This window comes from Bacillus sp. MSP13 (assembly GCF_000815295.1).
Classification (GTDB): domain Bacteria; phylum Bacillota; class Bacilli; order Bacillales; family Bacillaceae; genus Bacillus; species Bacillus vallismortis.
In genome coordinates this window covers 95,935-112,037 of sequence record NZ_JXAQ01000010.1, presented here as the reverse complement: position 1 = coordinate 112,037, position 16,103 = coordinate 95,935, and the positions used below count along the sequence as shown (strand labels likewise).

Here is a 16,103-nt window from a genome sequence, read left to right as displayed (position 1 = left end):
CCTTTTATAGCACATTGGCAATCTCCGACATCGTTTCAGGAAGAGTCGTCAACTTTGTGCTCAGCTCTCTGATTGGATTTTCACTTAATGTATCATAAGACGTATAGAACTGTTCATTTGTTTTGTATTTTGCCATTAAAACTTCAAATTCGCTGAATTCCGTATCCAGTTTTCCCGTCAGGTCAGAGTGATCTTTCACAAGCGCTCTTGTTACTGTTTGATATACAGCTTGGGAACCTTCCAGATTCACCATCAGCTCAACTCATATCATTCGTGAGTTGCGCTCCTTTTCTCTAGTGATATTCGAAATGCCGGCTCCGTTCGCGCCTGCTCCATGTTGTTCAGGTACTATCAGTGATTCAATGAAACGGCCAAGTTCTTTTTCAGCTATTGCCTTTTCGATCCTCCCGAAATGGCTATATGCATCGACTTCAAGGTCGTATTTACGGATCAAAACCACCGCGGCGGAAAATTTGAAACCACAGCAAAAAGCTGCCCTTTATCGGACAGCCTTCAGATGGGATCATGCTTATTTGCCCTTTTTATACGTTTGAATGTCTTCATAAAACTGGCGCGCGGCACCCTCTGGATCCTCCGCCTGACTGATGGCGCTGATCATACTGACACCGTCAGCCCCCGCTTGGATAACAGATGCGGCATTTTCGATTGTGATGCCGCCGATGCCGACAATTGGAATGCCGATGCCTTGGCGGCGAACCGCTTCGATGAGAGATACGCCTTGCACAGCTCTCGTATCCTTTTTCGTTTCTGTCGGATAAACGGGCCCGAGTCCGACATAGTCCGCCCCATCTTCTTCAGCCTGCTTCACCTCAGGCATTGTATGGGTGGAAACACCAAGAATCATATCGCCTATGGCGTCTCTCACCTCTTTTGCGTTAGCGTCTTCCTGGCCGATGTGGATTCCGTCAGCCTTCAGTTTCAGAGCCAGCTCTACGTCATCATTGACAATGAAAGGAACACCGGCTTCACGACAGGCTTCCTGCACGCTTTTAGCGAATGTAAGCCGCGCCTCCCCTGTCAGCGCGTCCCCTCCCTTTTCACGAAACTGGAACAGCGTGGCGCCGCCTTTTAACGCTTTTTGTACAACAGTGACAGGATCGGCATTCGTATTGTTTGACCCCATAATGAAGTAAACAGACAATAACTCTTTCATCATTTCCCGAGAAATACGTGTCATCAGAGAATCACCCTTTCTATTGTCGCCAATTCTTGGACGTCTTTTTCAGTAACAGATGAAAGTTTGTTTAGCAATTCAATCTGAAAGCTGCCCGGACCTTTGTCAGCTGTCTCTTGGGCGGCAAGCTGGGCTGCGACCCCGTATGAAGAAATGGCAGCGATAGCAGCAAACAATGGATTTTCTTCCACAGCGCAAAACGCTCCGACAACAGAAGTCAGCAGACACCCGGCGCCTGTCACTTTCGTCAGCAGCTTATGGCCGTTATGGAGGGTATATACGGTTGATGAGTCGGCTATGACATCGACTGCACCAGTGATCGCAATGACCGTGTTGAGCTTTTGCGCCGCCTGCTGGGCCAGCCGGATGGCATCGCCTCCCCCGTCTCCCGCATCAACACCTTTGATCAGCCAATCGGTCACGCCAACGGTATGGGCAATTTCCGCCGCGTTTCCTCTGATCGCTGAGAGGCGTACCTCACGAATGATGTCACGCGCTGATTCCGTGCGGAATGGTGTTGCTCCAGCGCCGACAGGATCAAGAATGACAGGGACGCCATGTTCATTGGCTGATTTTCCCGCAATGATCATCGCTTCGACTGATTCCTTGCTCAGCGTTCCGATATTTAAAACAAGCGCACCCGCCATCTTCGCCATGTCGGCTACCTCTTCTTTCGCGTACGCCATCACAGGTGATGCGCCGAGGGCGAGCAGGCCGTTTGCTGTAAAATTCGTTACGACGTTATTGGTTATGCTGTGTACTAGAGGGCTCTGCTGGCGGACAGCGGTAAGGCATTTTGCTGCTGATTGTGCATCCATGTTTGCATCATCCTTTACTCTCTTTTTTTGGGTCCCATAAATACGATTTCGTATGTTCAAGCCAGGCTCTGGCCGCAAAGGACAAGTAGCGGTCCTTTCTCCAAATAATGGCGAGGTGCCAGGGGATGACCGGATCGACAAGCGGAATGACCTTCACTTTTTCCGGGTCAAGCCCGCGGCAGATTCGTTCCGGCAAAAGCCCGATCCCAAGGTTGGCTGACACCATCTCACTGATAAAATCCCATTGTGAGGTTTCATAAATGATATGAGGCCGAAATCCGGCCCGGATACATTCTGTCATAATTCGATTATGCAGGACAAAATCCTCCCTGAAGAAAATAAAAGGCTCGTCCTTCAGTTCAAGCAGCCCGCACTCTTTTTCATCTGCCAGCCGGTGGGAAGGGTGAACGACAAGCATTAAGGTTTCTTTTACGATTGTAAACGAATGAAAGATGTCTTCATTTGCGGGAAGAACCACAACGCCGATATCAAGTGAACCGTCCCCAACACCTTCTTGGACTTTTATAGAACCGTCTTCCACCAGCTGAAAGGTGACATTCGGATAGTTTTCACGGAAATCGCCGAGCACTCTCGGGAAAAATCCCGATCCAATCATCGGGGGCAGTCCAATTCGTACGTGCCCTTTCTTGACCTCCATAATATCATTTAATTCTGACGTCAGATTTTGAAATGATTTAATAATTTCCTGCGCCTGCACATACATGCTATGGCCGGCGTCAGTCAGTTCCACCTGCCTGCCGTTTCGGTAAAACAGTTCAATCCCGAGCTCCTCTTCTAAATTTTTGATCATTTTTGATATCGTCGGCTGCGACACATAGAGAGATTGAGAAGCCTTCGTAAAGCTTTTTAAACGGGCGACTTCCAGAAAATATGTTAAATGGCGGATATCCATGTGCTTCCTCCTTTCTATAGACAAAAGGAATACTTATTATTCTTTATATATATTTTACCTATAGCGAGACCTTATGTACAATATGAATATAAGGGAGGCATCAATATGAAAAAACTGTTGCTAACCGTTATTCAAATCGCTCTGTTATTTATATTTGCTCGGCTGATTAATTGGGTGACAGCCCTTCTTCATATAAATATTCCCGGCAGTATAATTGGGATTGTGATTCTTTTCACATTATTACACTTTAACATTATCAAGCTTGAATGGATAGAGCTTGGCGCGGCGTGGCTTCTCGGGGAGCTGCTTTTATTTTTTATCCCATCTGCCGTCGGAGTGATTGAATACGGAGACATTATGTCGAAATTTGGTGTCAGCATTCTGCTTGTTGTCATCATCAGCACGTTTGTCGTGATGGTGTCTACAGGAACGCTTACACAAATCATTGCAAAAAGAAAGGAGAAAAAGCATACGTGTTCATCGGAATTGTAAGTTTGTTTTTAACGGTCTTGGTGTATATAGGAGCAAAAAAGGTATATCAACGCTTTCCGCGTGTCTATACGTCGCCGCTATTGGTAACGCCCGCTGTGTTAGTCGGTCTGCTGCTGCTCGTGAATGTCCCGTACGAGTCCTATAATCTCGGCGGCGAATTGCTGACCGATATGCTACAGCCGGCCACCGTAGCTTTTGCGATCCCGCTATATAAATATTTCCCTGTTTTAAAGAAATACGCAGTGGAAATTATTTTGAACGTAGCCGTCGGCTCATGCATCGCCATTATTTCAACTGCTCTTATTGCGAAATGGCTTCACCTCGGCACCGGCTTAATCGACAGCCTTGTTCCAAGATCAGTGACCACGCCGATCGCTATGAACGTATCAGAAATGATCGGCGGAATGCCTGCCGTCACAGCCGTGTTTGTGATTTTGACCGCGCTGTTAGGCACAGTGATCGGCCCGATGGTGATCCGCTATTTCCGCATTGATAACGAAATTGCGCGGGGCGTGCTGCTCGGCACAAGCGCGCACGGAGCGGGAACGTCAAAAGCATTTGAACTCAGCTCTGTATCCGGCACGATTTCCAGCGTGTCGATGATCTTAGCTGCGATTATGACGCTTTGCGCGGCGCCGTTTTTACTATCATTTATGTAAGAAAACTGTCCTCTCAGGGCAGTTTTTTTATGTGCTGCTCCTTATTGAAAAGCTGGCAGATTACAATATAATGTAATTTGTGGATACTAAAGGAGGCACCCCATGCACAGCTTGCAGGTGAGACGGCATTATGCCGCGTTAAAAGGATTTTATTTATTTGCTTTTCTCGGCACAGGCAGCATCATTCCCTTACTCAGCATGTATTTAACAAAAGAACAGCAGTTAAGCGGCTCACAGGTCGGCTTGATCATGTCACTCGGCCCGATTGTGATGATTTTCTTTCAGCCGTTTTGGGGCATGCTGAGCGACTATACGCAAAAAACAAAGGGTCTGCTGGCGATCTGCACAGCAATCACGGGCATCATTGGATTAGGCTATCTTGCATTTGACGGCTTTCCCCTGTTTATTTTGGTTGCGGCTTGTTTTGCAGCCTTTCAAAGCACGATTATTCCATTATCGGACAGCATTTCACTACGGTACACACTAAAAACAAACGGCAACTACGGCGGAATCCGCCTGTTTGGTTCTCTCGGCTTCGGCGTCGCGGTGTTTGTCATGGGCCAGGTGACGAATCAACTGTACCCCATTCACGTCATTTTTATTTTTGGCTGTGCCTTTCTGTGCATTGCCGCCATATTGGCCTCACAAATGCCCGGCCAGCAGAAAACAAAAACAAAGGTCAATATCCGCAAAGGATTCCGGGAGCTTATCAGCAACAAAACGTTCCTCATCTTTATGATCATCACCTTTACGACATTTGCTCCGAATTTAGCGAACAATACGTATTTCAGTCTATTTCTGGACAAAAGCGGCGCGTCACTTTCCGCTATCGGCCTTTTATTTTTTATCGGCGTGATCTCGGAAATTCCATTTATGCGATTCGCCCAAACATTTATAGATAAAATGGGGCTGCTCAACGTCATTATGCTGTCAGGCGGGGTCTCATTATTCAGGTGGGCGCTCTATTTCACAGCGCCTTCATTATGGATCATTTATGCGACGGTCTTTCTTCAGGGAGTGGCTATCGGTTTATTTATCCCGGCTGCGCTTCAATACGTGAAAAAAATCACGCCAAGCCACGTTGAAGCGACGGCGCTGACCATGTATGCGGCCATCGGCAACGGTTTCGGCAACTGGTTTTGCACCTTTGCGGGCGGGTATATTTTTGATTACGTGTCGATCTTCGCAGTCTACTTGCTTTTTGGTATTCTGGGCATAGCAGGCTTTGGGCTGACATTCTATTTAATGAAGGCTGAAAAAAACAAAAACACACTTCATCAGCCGGCTGTTACTTTTAAACCATAATGACGATAATGAATAAAAAGAAAGGATGAGCGTGATGAACGGGCAACAGCGAAGCAGCATTTCAAAAGGATTACAGGTGGATATTGTATTGAAAGCAGATCAAAAAACAGGAAAACTGACGAGAGGGACAGTGAAGGATATTTTGACGAAGTCGAGCTTTCACCCACACGGCATTAAGGTCCGTCTTGAAGATGGCCGCATCGGCCGCGTCCAGCAGATCATTTCTACATAAAAAAAGCTGCCCCCTGAACAGGGCAGCTTTTCGCTTTATTTTTTCTGCAGAAAGACCACTTTTAGGTAGTTGCCTTCCGGAAACGCCGAAATCGTTTTAAAATCCTCCGGCAGCGTAAATTCCTCAATGATTGTGTAGCGTTCATTGGTTTCTTTAAAGGCTGCGTCGATAAAGCTTTTGAATTTCTTCATGCCGAAGGCGCTGCTGTTTGTGGAAGCAACGATGATGCCCTTGTCAGCTGTAATGGCGATCGTTTCCTTCAGAAGATTTTTATAATCCTTGGCCGCGCTGAAGGTGCGTTTTTTTGTGCGCGCAAAGGAAGGCGGGTCTAGAATAATCAGATCAAAACGCAGATTCTTTTTCGCCGCATACGAAAAATAGTTAAATACGTCCATCACTTTTATATCGTGTGCCTCGTAATCGAGCTTGTTCACGCTGAATTGCTCGATCGTTTTGGCCAGGCTCCGGTTTGCCACGTCCACGCTTGTTGTTTTCTCCGCTCCGCCAAGCGCCGCTGCCACGGAGAATGCACCCGTATAAGAAAACGTGTTTAAGACGGTTTTTCCGTTTGCGTATCGGTCTCTGATCGCCTTGCGCACATGTCTCTGATCCAAAAAGATGCCCGTCATGGCGCCTTCATTCAAATCGACCGCGTATTGGATGCCGTTTTCCTGAATGATGATCGGAAAGTCGCCTCTTTTTCCTTTCACGAAGTCATCATCTTCGACGTATTGTCCAGCCGTGTCGAAGCGTTTTTTCTCGTAAATCGCTTGATAATCAAGATCAAGCTCATCCAAAGCGGAAATCAGCATGTCTTTAAAGGCGTAAATGCCTTTGCTGTACCATTGAACCAGCAGGTAGCCGCCATAATAGTCGATCGTGACACCACCGATACCGTCGCCCTCCCCATTAAACATACGGAAAGCTGTTGTATCTTGAGCCTCGAAAAGTTTGGCGCGCGCTTGCACCGCTTTGGATAATTTGCTGAGAAAAAATGCTTGATCAATCTGTTCTTGTTTATTGCGGGTAAGCGTCCAGCCGACCCCTTTGTTTTGCAGGCCGTAATAACCACGCGCGAGAAACTCCCCGCTCTCAGATACGATATCAACGAGGTCTCCTTCTTTCACGTGCCCCGCACTCCCTGCGAGCGCTTCCTTTTCGATGAGGGGGTAGCCTTTTTTGATTTTTGCAGTGTGTGCTTTTTTTAGGGTGAGTAGCTTCATGTGTGTTCGTCCTCTTTCTGTTTGCTTTCTCTTATCGTACCATAAAACGCCAAGATGTCTGCATTGACAGAAAGGAAAGGTTTTTCTACGATAGACAAATAAGAGTTACGAGGAGGAGCAGCATGGCAAAACGAATTGACCATACAGGCATTATGGTAAGAGATATCAACGCGTCCATCACATTTTATGAAGAGGTCCTCGGCATGAAATTGAAGGATCGCATCACACACACGAACGGTGTAATCGAGCTTGCTTTTCTCGGCTTTGAAGACGGCCCGGAAACAGAAATCGAACTGATTCAAGGCTACAGCAGCGAGCTTCCGACCGAAGGAAAAGTGCACCATATTGCCCTGCTGACGGATGACATCGCGGCTGAATATACAAAAGCGGAAAGAATGAACGCGACATTCATCGACGAAGAGATCACAACACTTCCAAACGGGTATCGTTATTTCTATATCGAAGGTCCTGATGGTGAGTGGATTGAATTCTTTCAGCGGTAAAAATAAAGAACGTACATTTTGTGGTGTACGTTCTTTTTTCATCTATACCAACTGATATGTGTGCCCTCATCGCAAATCATGGCTTCCCAGCCCATAAGCTGAACCAACTCATTGATGTTTCCACCTTTCGCTAAAAAGACAGTAATGAAGGAGTCATATACACTCATCAACACAAAATCCATTTTTTTATCAGTCAACATGAGCTCTGCGGCGGCATCATCAAGAACTGTCTGTAAGTTAGTCTCAGTTATCTCCAGAAAGCCACTGTTTTCGATAATTGGTTCTGAGTAATAAAACTGATTGGCCCCGTTCGAACGAAACACTTCTACCAAACTGGAAATATGAAAATTTGAAATATGGTCCTCACTGGGATAAAAGAGGCCTTCATTTATATTCCCATGTAAAACTTCAGCCAAATCCTCTCTCCCGCACTCATCCCTTAAGGCGCCTATCGACGTCATTAAAGCCAGTGCCAGCTCGGCATTTGTTTGAAAGCCGCAAGAGGACTTGACCTTCTTCCATGAAACGGCTTTGCCTTTTTCCCTTACTTCCTCATCATTTGGATAGATATGTTCATACTCATTTTTTCTCTTTTCTTTCTCCCATCCTTCAGGCATTTGAATAAAAGGAGAAAATAAAATAGCTGCTGATGTATATTCTGCTGGTATTTGTTTTAAGATTGGTGATTCATCATCGAACCATATGTATTCTAGCATTACGCACCCCCTTTACATATTCTAACATCGCTTTTAATTGAAAGAAGCTAATCATCCCAACGGCCCAGGCTGATTAGCTTTAACAACACACATTATCTCAAGATTCACCCGCACTCTCTTCCCGCCATTTTTGATGGTCCCATATTCTGAAAAACGGATAGTAGATAGCACAGGTGATCACAAGATTCACCAGCTGCATAACGGCTCCGGACACTTTTCCGCCTGTCGCCAGGTAGCCTGATATGAGCGGGGGCATCGTCCATGGCACGGCGATTCCCGCCGGCCTTGCCACCAGTCCTGTGCTCATGCCGATATAGGTTGCGGTAATCGTGAGGAGCGGCGCGATGATGAATGGAACGATGAGGAGCGGGTTCATGACAATCGGCATGCCGAAAATGATTGGCTCGTTGATATTAAATAGCGCAGGGCCAATCCCTAGTCGGCCAAGCTGCTTCATTTGTTTGCTACGGGAGCGCACAAGCATCGTCAGGACAAGCGCCAGCGTCGCTCCGCTTCCGCCGACATTGATCCATATTTGAAAAAACTGAGTCGTAAAAATACTCGGCAGCGCCTCGCCCGCCTGAAACGCGAGACGGTTGGCATCCATCGCGCCATACCAAATCGGCGCCATAATTCCGCCAATGATGGAAGCTCCGTGAATCCCGCACGACCAAAGCAGCATCTGCACAAATTCAGCGATCAGGCTTCCGCCGAGACTGCCTCCAAGGATGGAAAGCGGTGTGCCAAGCAAGTCTCCTACGACATTGTGCAGGCTCTGAAAAGGCGTCATTTCAATCAGTAGACGCGCCAGCCACACGAGAAATACAATGATAAAGCCGGGAATCAGCGCGACAAATGATTTGCTTACCGCCGGCGGCACGCCGTCTGGCATTTTGAAGACGATATTCTTTTGAATAATGTACCGATAGATTTCAGTCGAAAACAAAGCGATCAGCATGGCGACAAACAAACCCTTGCTGCCAAGCAGTGTGATCGGGATTCCGCCCCCGACCATGATGGATTCCGTTGAGCCATTCGGCGTAAACGGCACCTCAAACGGCGTTGCCAACAGAAATGCGGCGATTGATATCGCGCCGGCCGACAGCGCATCGACACCATAGCTCTCCGCCAGCCGATAGGCGATTCCAAATGCGGCGATCATCGCCATAATATCAAACGAAGCATTAACGGGATAACCGAGTTTATCGGCCCACTGATCTCCAAACACACTCGCCATGAAATCAGCATAACCGGGAATCGGCAGGCTCGTTAAAATTAAAAAGACAGACCCGATAATAATCAGCGGCATGGTCAGGATTATGCCGTCACGCAAAGCGCTGAGATGCCGCTGCCCGGCAATTTTCCCGGCGACAGGCATGATTTTTTCTTCCATCACCCGAGTGAATGCGCTCATCTGAAAAGCCCCCTTTTTTCATTGCTTTGTAAACAACCTTCGCAATGTTTTCTTTATCTTATTTTGAAAACGCTTACAAATTCATTCGGAAAATTTCCTCTTCCTGCGGAAAAAAACTGCATTCTACTGGACATTCTTGTCAATGAAAAAATTTTTCCTCCTAACTATTAAACTGTCTTTTTTCTCCGATATATATATCAAACATCATAGAAAGAAGGAGATGAATCATGAAAAACGTGTCGTGCAAGCTTGCCATATCAGTCACTCTGTTTTTCAGTTTGCTCGCCATAAGCCCTTTCGCGCATGCGCAAAACAGCAGCGGGAAAGAAGTTATTGTGGTTTATAAAAACAAAGCGGGCAAGGAAACCGTCCTTGACAGCGATGCTGAGGTTGAACAGCAGTATAAGCATCTTCCGGCTGTAGCCGTCACAGCTGATCAGGATACAGTGAAAGAATTAAAACAAGATCCTGATATTTTGTATGTGGAAAACAATGTCTCATTCACCGCAGCAGGCAGCACGGATTTCAAAGTGCTGACAGACGGCACTGAGGATACTGAAAACTTCGAACAATGGAACCTTGAACCCATTCAAGTGAAGCAGGCTTGGAAGGAAGGACTAACCGGCAAAGGTGTCAAAATCGCAGTCATTGACAGCGGAATCTCCCCCCACGAAGACCTGTCGATTGCCGGCGGGTATTCAGCTGCCAGTTACACCTCTTCTTACAAAGATGATAACGGCCACGGAACACATGTCGCTGGGATTATCGGAGCCAAGCATAATGGCTACGGAATTGACGGCATCGCACCGGAAGCCCAAATATACGCGGTTAAAGCGCTTGATCAGAACGGTTCGGGCGATCTACAAAGCCTTCTCCAAGGAATCGACTGGTCGATCTCACACGGGATGGACATCGTCAATATGAGCCTTGGCACGACATCAGACAGCCAAATCCTTCATGATGCCATGGACAAAGCATATGAACAAGGTATTCTGCTTGTCGCGGCCAGCGGTAACGACGGGAACGGCAAGCCAGTGAACTATCCGGCGGCATACAGCAGTGTCGTAGCTGTTTCAGCAACAAACGAAAAGAATCAGCTTGCCGGATTCTCTACAACTGGAGATGAAGTTGAATTTTCAGCGCCTGGAACCAACATCACGAGCACGTACTTAAACCAATTTTATGCGACAGGAAGCGGAACTTCCCAAGCGACACCGCACGCCGCTGCCATGTTTGCCTTGTTACAGCAGCGTCATCCTGCCGAGACAAACGTGCAGCTTCGCGCAGCTATGCAAAAACATGTCGTTGATCTTGGAACCGCAGGCCGCGATCAACAATTTGGCTATGGGTTTATCCAGTTTAAATCGCAGGAAGCAGATTCTGCGTATGCTGCCGCACAGCAAGCGGTGAAGAAAGCGGAACAAACAAAAACGCAAGCCGATATCAACAAAGCGAGAGAACTCGTCAGCCAGCTGCCGGATTCTGACGCCAAAACAGCCCTGCAAAAAAGACTGGATAAAGTACAGTCTTTCAGAAATGTAAAAGACGCGAAAGATAAAGTCGTAAAAGCTGAAAAATATAAAACACAGCAAACCGTTGATACAGCACAAGCTGCCATTAACAAGCTGCCGAATGGAACAGACAAAAAGAACCTGCAAAAACGCTTAGACCAAGTAAAACGCTATATCGCATCAAAGCAGGCGAAAGAAAAAGTGGCGAAGGCGGAAAAAAGCAAAAAGAAAACAGATGTTAACAGCGCACAATCAGCCGTCAGCAAGCTGCCAAAAGGTTCAGAAAAAACATCCCTGCAGAAACGCCTTGCCAAAGTAAAAAACAACAATTTAAAAACGGCGAAGCAATCCGTATCTGCAGCAGAAAAGAAATCAACTCACACCAATGCGGTAAAAGCGCAATCAGCCGTCAATCAGCTTCAATCAGGCAAGGACAAAACGTCATTGCAAAAACGGTTAGACAAAGTGAAGAAAAAAGTGGCAACAGCCGAAACAAAAAAGGTTAAAACCGCTAAAGACAAAGTGAAGAAAGCGGAAAAAGACAAAACGAAAAAAGCAAAGACATCCGCTCAGTCTGCAGTGAATCAATTACAAAAATCCAATGAAAAAACAAAGCTGCAAAAACGGCTGAATGCCGTTAAACCGAAAAGGTAGCCAAAAAAGCCTGTCAGCCTCTCATTCTAGGCCTGACAGGCTTTTTCCATTCTAAAGAACATCGCACACAACCTTTTTCCCATTCGCCGCACAGGCGTTTCCTACTATTGATATCCAGTCATGAACAGCATAAAATGAACGTTATTACAGTTATCACCACATATGGAGGGATTGTGACTGGTCAGCAGGCAAGACCCAATGATGCAAAGGGAGTATTAGTGCCTAATAAACAGGGCATTTTAACCCTTCTTTTCGTGTTGGGCTCATAACGGCGCCATGGACAACCCCATATCCTTTTTTTCATGCTCCGTCACCGACGCGGGCATTTTTTGTTGTCCCTGCTCGTTTTGTCATTTTGAGCCGGTATTTCTCACTTTTTTCATTTTGATTGTCAACTTTTCATTTGATAGGATGAACAAGCCGACTTTTTTTCAGCAAAGGAGGTTTTGATTGCTTGCAAAAAGAGATTGCAAACGAATTGTTGGTCCTCATAGGAGGAAAAAGCAATATTATCAGCATCAGTCATTGTACGACCCGTCTTCGTTTTGAGGTAAAAGACGAGACGAAAATCGATATACATGCCATTAAACAGCTGCAAGGTGTGCAGGGCACCTTTTTCCGATATGGGTTATTCCAGATTATCTTTGGAGCAGGCGTCGTCAACAAAATATATAAAGAACTCATTCACGTGTGGGAGAACGCGCCATCTGAAGAGCCTGGCCAACAGAAAAGCTCCAGCCGGAAGCTGAACCCTGTCGCAGCTTTTGCAAAAACGCTGTCCGATATTTTTGTGCCGATCATTCCGGCCATAACCGCAAGCGGCCTGCTCATGGGATTGATTGGCATGATTAAAGTGTTTCACTGGTTCGCAGCCGGAAGCCCTTGGATCAAAATGCTCGACCTCGTGTCCAGCACAGCCTTTATTTTGCTGCCGATTTTGGTCGGCTTCAGTGCCGCACGGCAATTTGGCAGCAATCCCTATTTAGGGGCAGTGATAGCGGGGCTTCTGACGCATCCCGATCTTCTGGACCCGTCTATGCTCGGCAGCAAAACCCCCGCTTCTTTAGACTTATGGGGGCTACATATTCCAATGATGGGCTATCAAGGCTCCATTATACCGATTCTTTTTTCCGTTTATGTCATGAGCCGAATCGAGAAGCTATTAAAGTCGATCGTGCCGAAGTCGCTTGATGTCGTCATCATTCCCTTTACTACGATCTTGATGACTGGGTTCCTCGCGCTGATTGTCATGAATCCCGCCGCGTCCATCATCGGCCAGATCATGACACAGTCGATTGTTTATATTTATGAACACGCTGGCATCGCCGCAGGCGCCCTATTCGGAGGCATCTACTCCACTATCGTTCTATCTGGCTTGCATCATAGCTTTTATGCGATCGAAGCAACACTGCTTGCTGACCCGCATGTCGGTGTGAACTTTTTAGTTCCGATATGGTCGATGGCGAATGTGGCCCAAGGCGGAGCGGGACTTGCGGTCTTCTTCAAAACGAAACAATCAAGCCTGAAAAAAATTGCGCTCCCCGCTTCCCTGACCGCGTTTTTAGGCATTGTGGAGCCGATTGTCTTCGGAGTAAATGTCAAATTGATCCGGCCTTTTATCGGAGCTGCCATCGGCGGCGCGATTGGCGGAGCATACGTGGTTGCGGTACATGTGGTGTCGAATTCCTACGGGCTGACAGGCATTCCGATGATTTCAATCGTGCTGCCGTTCGGTGCCGCCAATTTCGTTCATTATATGATCGGTTTTTTGGCCGCGGCCGTCTCTGCTTTTATAGCTACACTGTTTCTCGGGTTTAAAGAAGAGACAGAATAACTGGATTTATTCGTTTTCATTCATAAAACGGGGGATGAAAGGACAAAAAAGCTATGAAAATTAAAAGAATCTTAAATCATAATGCTATCGTCGTAAAGGATCAAAATGAAGAGAAGATTCTCTTAGGTGCAGGAATTGCGTTCGACAAAAAGAAAAATGATATTGTCGATCCGTCAAAAATAGAAAAAACGTTTGTCAGAAAAGATACTCCTGATTATAAGCAATTCGAAGAGATTTTAGAAACCTTGCCGGAAGACCATATTCAGATTTCCGAGCAAATTATCTCCCATGCCGAAAAAGAGCTAAACATCAAAATCAACGAGCGCATTCACGTCGCTTTTTCAGACCATCTGTCCTTTGCGATCGAACGACTGAGCAATGGAATGGTGATCAAAAACCCGCTGCTGAATGAAATCAAAGTCCTTTATCCGAAGGAATTTCAGATTGGCTTATGGGCTCGAGCGCTGATTAAAGACACACTGGGGATTCACATTCCTGATGATGAAATCGGCAATATCGCCATGCATATCCACACAGCAAGAAACAATGCCGGAGATATGACACAGACGTTAGATATTACAACAATGATCCGTGATATTATCGAGATTATTGAAATTCAGCTGTCCATCAACATTGTGGAAGATACCATTTCTTATGAACGGCTTGTGACCCATCTCCGCTTTGCGATTCAGCATATCAAAGCGGGCGAATCCATATACGAGCTGGATGCAGAAATGATCGAGATTATTAAAGAGAGATTTAAGGATGCATTTCTTTGTGCCCAAAGCATCGGCACATTTGTGAAAAAGGAATACGGCTTTGTGTTCCCTGAAAAAGAATTATGCTATATCGCCATGCATATTCAGCGCTTTTACCAACGCTCTGTCGCGCGCTGAGGCAAACAAAAAAAACGCTTTTGAGATGATCAAAAGCGTTTTTTAAAAATTTATTGGTTCATCGCCGGATTGCTGATTGTATTCCACTTCGTATACGACATGTAATGGAAATACTCATCGCGATACGGATGTTTGGTATTGGAGTTCCAAGGTTTTTCTCCGCCGCAGAAGTGGACAATGGCCGGGTTCTCTCTCGTTTCTCTATAAAGCTTTTGGCCTGACAGCGTCGCAGGCGTTTTTAGTTTTAATATGATATAGGTTTGAGCGTTCCAGCGTGGATGAAGTTCATACCACTTATCGTATAAGATCGCATTCAGCGCGTCTTGGTCGTGCAGCACAAGAAAATCTTCGTCTGGGTGTTCATTGATAAAGTTGATGACTTTTTCTGTGATGTTCTGCTTTCTCCAAGATTCAAAATCAATCACCATGATACCTGAGTTAAAATACTTCCCTGTATCAGTGACATTCATTTCTTTCAGGCGTTCATGCTGCCCCGCATCTTCAACAGCAGCGACCGTATATGGCGCAATATCCAGATCCCACAATTTCGAAATATCTTCAAGAATAATCGCGTCACAATCGATATAAATCATTCGTTTGATGCTCTCATCCTTAATTAAATCAGGAATTGAGATGCGGTAATACGCCGCTTTTGTAATATGGCTGCTTTCTACCGCATGTTCATACATGTTGGTATCCACTTCTAAAAATTCAATCGGCACACCGAATTTCAATGTGGTTTCTTCCAGTCTTTTTTTGTTATCAGTCTCAATTCCGCCATCAATGACGTATAATTTGACCTCTCTCTCCCGGTCCATGTTTGTCAATAAAGAAACGAACATTCCACCTAAATGACGAGCATAATTATCATCTGCGCATGACACGATATGCATAATTTCATCTTTCTTCAATGGTATTCATCTCCCTTTGTGTTGTACAAGTTACATTCCCGATTTCAGAAAATAAAACACTATTCAACAATATTTTTTAAAACAGAATGTGCTATACAACAAAAAAGGAATCACTTTTTGAACATGCGGTAAAGCCAATAAAGGATGTAAAAGCTTGCGATCGTAATGGCTTCAGCTGAGGCAATATACCATGGCCACGGCCCGAGAACATCCAAGAGAGAAGAGCCGCCCGGTTTGTTCGTCAAATACATATAATTCGCGCCAAGCCAACGATCAATCAAGTAAATACAGACGCCGTACACATTGACAATCAGGACAGTCATCCATAAAGAGCGCTGGCCCATTCTGTAAGTGCCGATCACCGCCAACAGCAGACAGGACAGAAACACGGACCCGTGCGACATAAAAAAGAGGATATATCGGATATGCGGAAATGAAAACATACCGAGGTCAGGTGTCAAAAGCGCCTGCATCGAGCTTGCAATGCCGACAAAATATAGAAATACAAACAGTCTCCAGCTTTTAGTCACCAGCATAATGGCTGACAAATACACCGATAGATCACTGAGCTGGAGAGGCAATGAAGTGCGCACCGACCACCTGCCCGTAGCGATCATCCATATTTGATAACCGATTTGCGAACCAATCAGCAGAAACACAAACAAATAACGCAGAAACTGGCTGGTCTTAGGCCGCTTGACTGCCTCGCGGAATAAAAACAACAGAATGGCCAAAAGAGCGATTATCACTAATGTCACCACATGCTCTGCAGAAAAAAGATGAAACGGGTCATGTTTATAGACGGCTTGAACATACTTTTGCAAGAT

The 16,103-nt window shown here is 45.9% G+C and carries 16 protein-coding genes and 1 pseudogene; 8 read left to right on the top strand and 9 right to left on the bottom strand.

Going from position 1 to position 16,103, the window contains the following annotated elements; genetic code table 11:
- Positions 1-4 precede the first annotated feature (4 nt).
- The 4 genes and pseudogenes from SC79_RS21605 to cidR form a co-directional block, all read right to left on the bottom strand.
- Positions 5-433, bottom strand: a pseudogene (locus SC79_RS21605) (Efem/EfeO family lipoprotein); the annotation flags it as partial.
- Positions 434-529: 96 nt separating this feature from the next.
- Positions 530-1,198: a thiamine phosphate synthase gene (gene thiE / locus SC79_RS11145; protein ID WP_039075100.1), complete on the bottom strand. Its 669-nt coding sequence runs from the start codon at positions 1,196-1,198 to the stop codon at positions 530-532.
- On the bottom strand, positions 1,198-2,013 hold the full coding sequence (gene thiM, locus SC79_RS11140) for a hydroxyethylthiazole kinase (protein WP_039075099.1): 816 nt from the start codon (positions 2,011-2,013) through the stop codon (positions 1,198-1,200). Before thiM ends, thiE begins: the two co-directional genes overlap by 1 nt.
- A 7-nt stretch (positions 2,014-2,020) precedes the next feature.
- Entirely contained in the window at positions 2,021-2,926 is a 906-nt protein-coding gene (cidR, locus tag SC79_RS11135) for a cidABC operon transcriptional activator CidR (RefSeq protein ID WP_039075098.1), read from the bottom strand.
- 105 nt (positions 2,927-3,031) lie between these two features.
- Here cidR and SC79_RS11130 point away from each other — a divergent pair, with 105 nt between their 5' ends.
- The 4 genes from SC79_RS11130 (at position 3,032) to SC79_RS11115 (ending at position 5,614) form a co-directional block, all read left to right on the top strand.
- A complete protein-coding gene (locus SC79_RS11130) occupies positions 3,032-3,418 on the top strand; it encodes a CidA/LrgA family holin-like protein (protein ID WP_015714922.1) in 387 nt (128 codons plus the stop codon).
- Entirely contained in the window at positions 3,400-4,077 is a 678-nt protein-coding gene (locus SC79_RS11125) for a CidB/LrgB family autolysis modulator (RefSeq protein WP_039075097.1), read from the top strand. The genes SC79_RS11130 and SC79_RS11125 overlap by 19 nt, the downstream gene beginning before the upstream one ends.
- 102 nt (positions 4,078-4,179) lie before the next feature.
- Entirely contained in the window at positions 4,180-5,382 is a 1,203-nt protein-coding gene (locus SC79_RS11120) for an MFS transporter (RefSeq protein ID WP_039075096.1), read from the top strand.
- A gap of 34 nt (positions 5,383-5,416) precedes the next feature.
- On the top strand, positions 5,417-5,614 hold the full coding sequence (locus SC79_RS11115) for a YwbE family protein (RefSeq protein ID WP_039075095.1): 198 nt from the start codon (positions 5,417-5,419) through the stop codon (positions 5,612-5,614).
- A 35-nt stretch (positions 5,615-5,649) separates the two neighbouring features.
- Here the strand turns inward: SC79_RS11115 and SC79_RS11110 are convergent, their stop codons facing one another.
- Positions 5,650-6,837, bottom strand: a complete 1,188-nt coding sequence (locus tag SC79_RS11110) for a class I SAM-dependent rRNA methyltransferase (RefSeq protein WP_039075094.1) — start codon at positions 6,835-6,837, stop codon at positions 5,650-5,652.
- Between the two features lie 122 nt (positions 6,838-6,959).
- On the opposite strand from SC79_RS11110, the gene glxA reads away from it, so the two are divergent.
- Positions 6,960-7,340, top strand: a complete 381-nt coding sequence (glxA, locus tag SC79_RS11105) for a glyoxalase GlxA (RefSeq protein ID WP_039075093.1) — start codon at positions 6,960-6,962, stop codon at positions 7,338-7,340.
- A gap of 38 nt (positions 7,341-7,378) precedes the next feature.
- On the opposite strand, the gene SC79_RS11100 is transcribed toward glxA, so the two are convergent.
- Positions 7,379-8,056 carry a DUF2711 family protein gene (locus tag SC79_RS11100; RefSeq protein ID WP_039075092.1) on the bottom strand — a complete coding sequence of 226 codons (678 nt, stop codon included), beginning with the start codon at positions 8,054-8,056 and terminating at the stop codon, positions 7,379-7,381.
- Between the two features lie 97 nt (positions 8,057-8,153).
- Positions 8,154-9,470 (bottom strand): PTS cellobiose transporter subunit IIC, encoded by a 1,317-nt coding sequence (gene celB, locus SC79_RS11095; RefSeq protein ID WP_039075091.1) that lies wholly within the window; start codon positions 9,468-9,470, stop codon positions 8,154-8,156.
- Between the two features lie 227 nt (positions 9,471-9,697).
- Between celB and SC79_RS11090 the strand changes: the two genes are divergently transcribed.
- The 3 genes from SC79_RS11090 to sacY all read left to right on the top strand — a co-directional run bounded on the left by SC79_RS11090 (position 9,698) and on the right by sacY (position 14,365).
- A complete protein-coding gene (locus SC79_RS11090; protein ID WP_039075090.1) occupies positions 9,698-11,635 on the top strand; it encodes a S8 family peptidase in 1,938 nt (645 codons plus the stop codon).
- Positions 11,636-12,089: 454 nt separating this feature from the next.
- Positions 12,090-13,469 (top strand): sucrose-specific PTS transporter subunit IIBC, encoded by a 1,380-nt coding sequence (locus SC79_RS11085; protein WP_039075089.1) that lies wholly within the window; start codon positions 12,090-12,092, stop codon positions 13,467-13,469.
- Between the two features lie 53 nt (positions 13,470-13,522).
- On the top strand, positions 13,523-14,365 hold the full coding sequence (sacY, locus tag SC79_RS11080) for a transcription antiterminator SacY (protein WP_039075088.1): 843 nt from the start codon (positions 13,523-13,525) through the stop codon (positions 14,363-14,365).
- Between the two features lie 50 nt (positions 14,366-14,415).
- Here the strand turns inward: sacY and SC79_RS11075 are convergent, their stop codons facing one another.
- Together SC79_RS11075 and SC79_RS11070 are read right to left on the bottom strand one after the other, a co-directional pair.
- Positions 14,416-15,276 carry a glycosyltransferase family 8 protein gene (locus tag SC79_RS11075; RefSeq protein ID WP_039075087.1) on the bottom strand — a complete coding sequence of 287 codons (861 nt, stop codon included), beginning with the start codon at positions 15,274-15,276 and terminating at the stop codon, positions 14,416-14,418.
- 110 nt (positions 15,277-15,386) lie between these two features.
- Complete coding sequence (locus SC79_RS11070; RefSeq protein ID WP_039075086.1) at positions 15,387-16,100, bottom strand: YwaF family protein; 714 nt, start codon at positions 16,098-16,100, stop codon at positions 15,387-15,389.
- Positions 16,101-16,103: the final 3 nt, after the last annotated feature.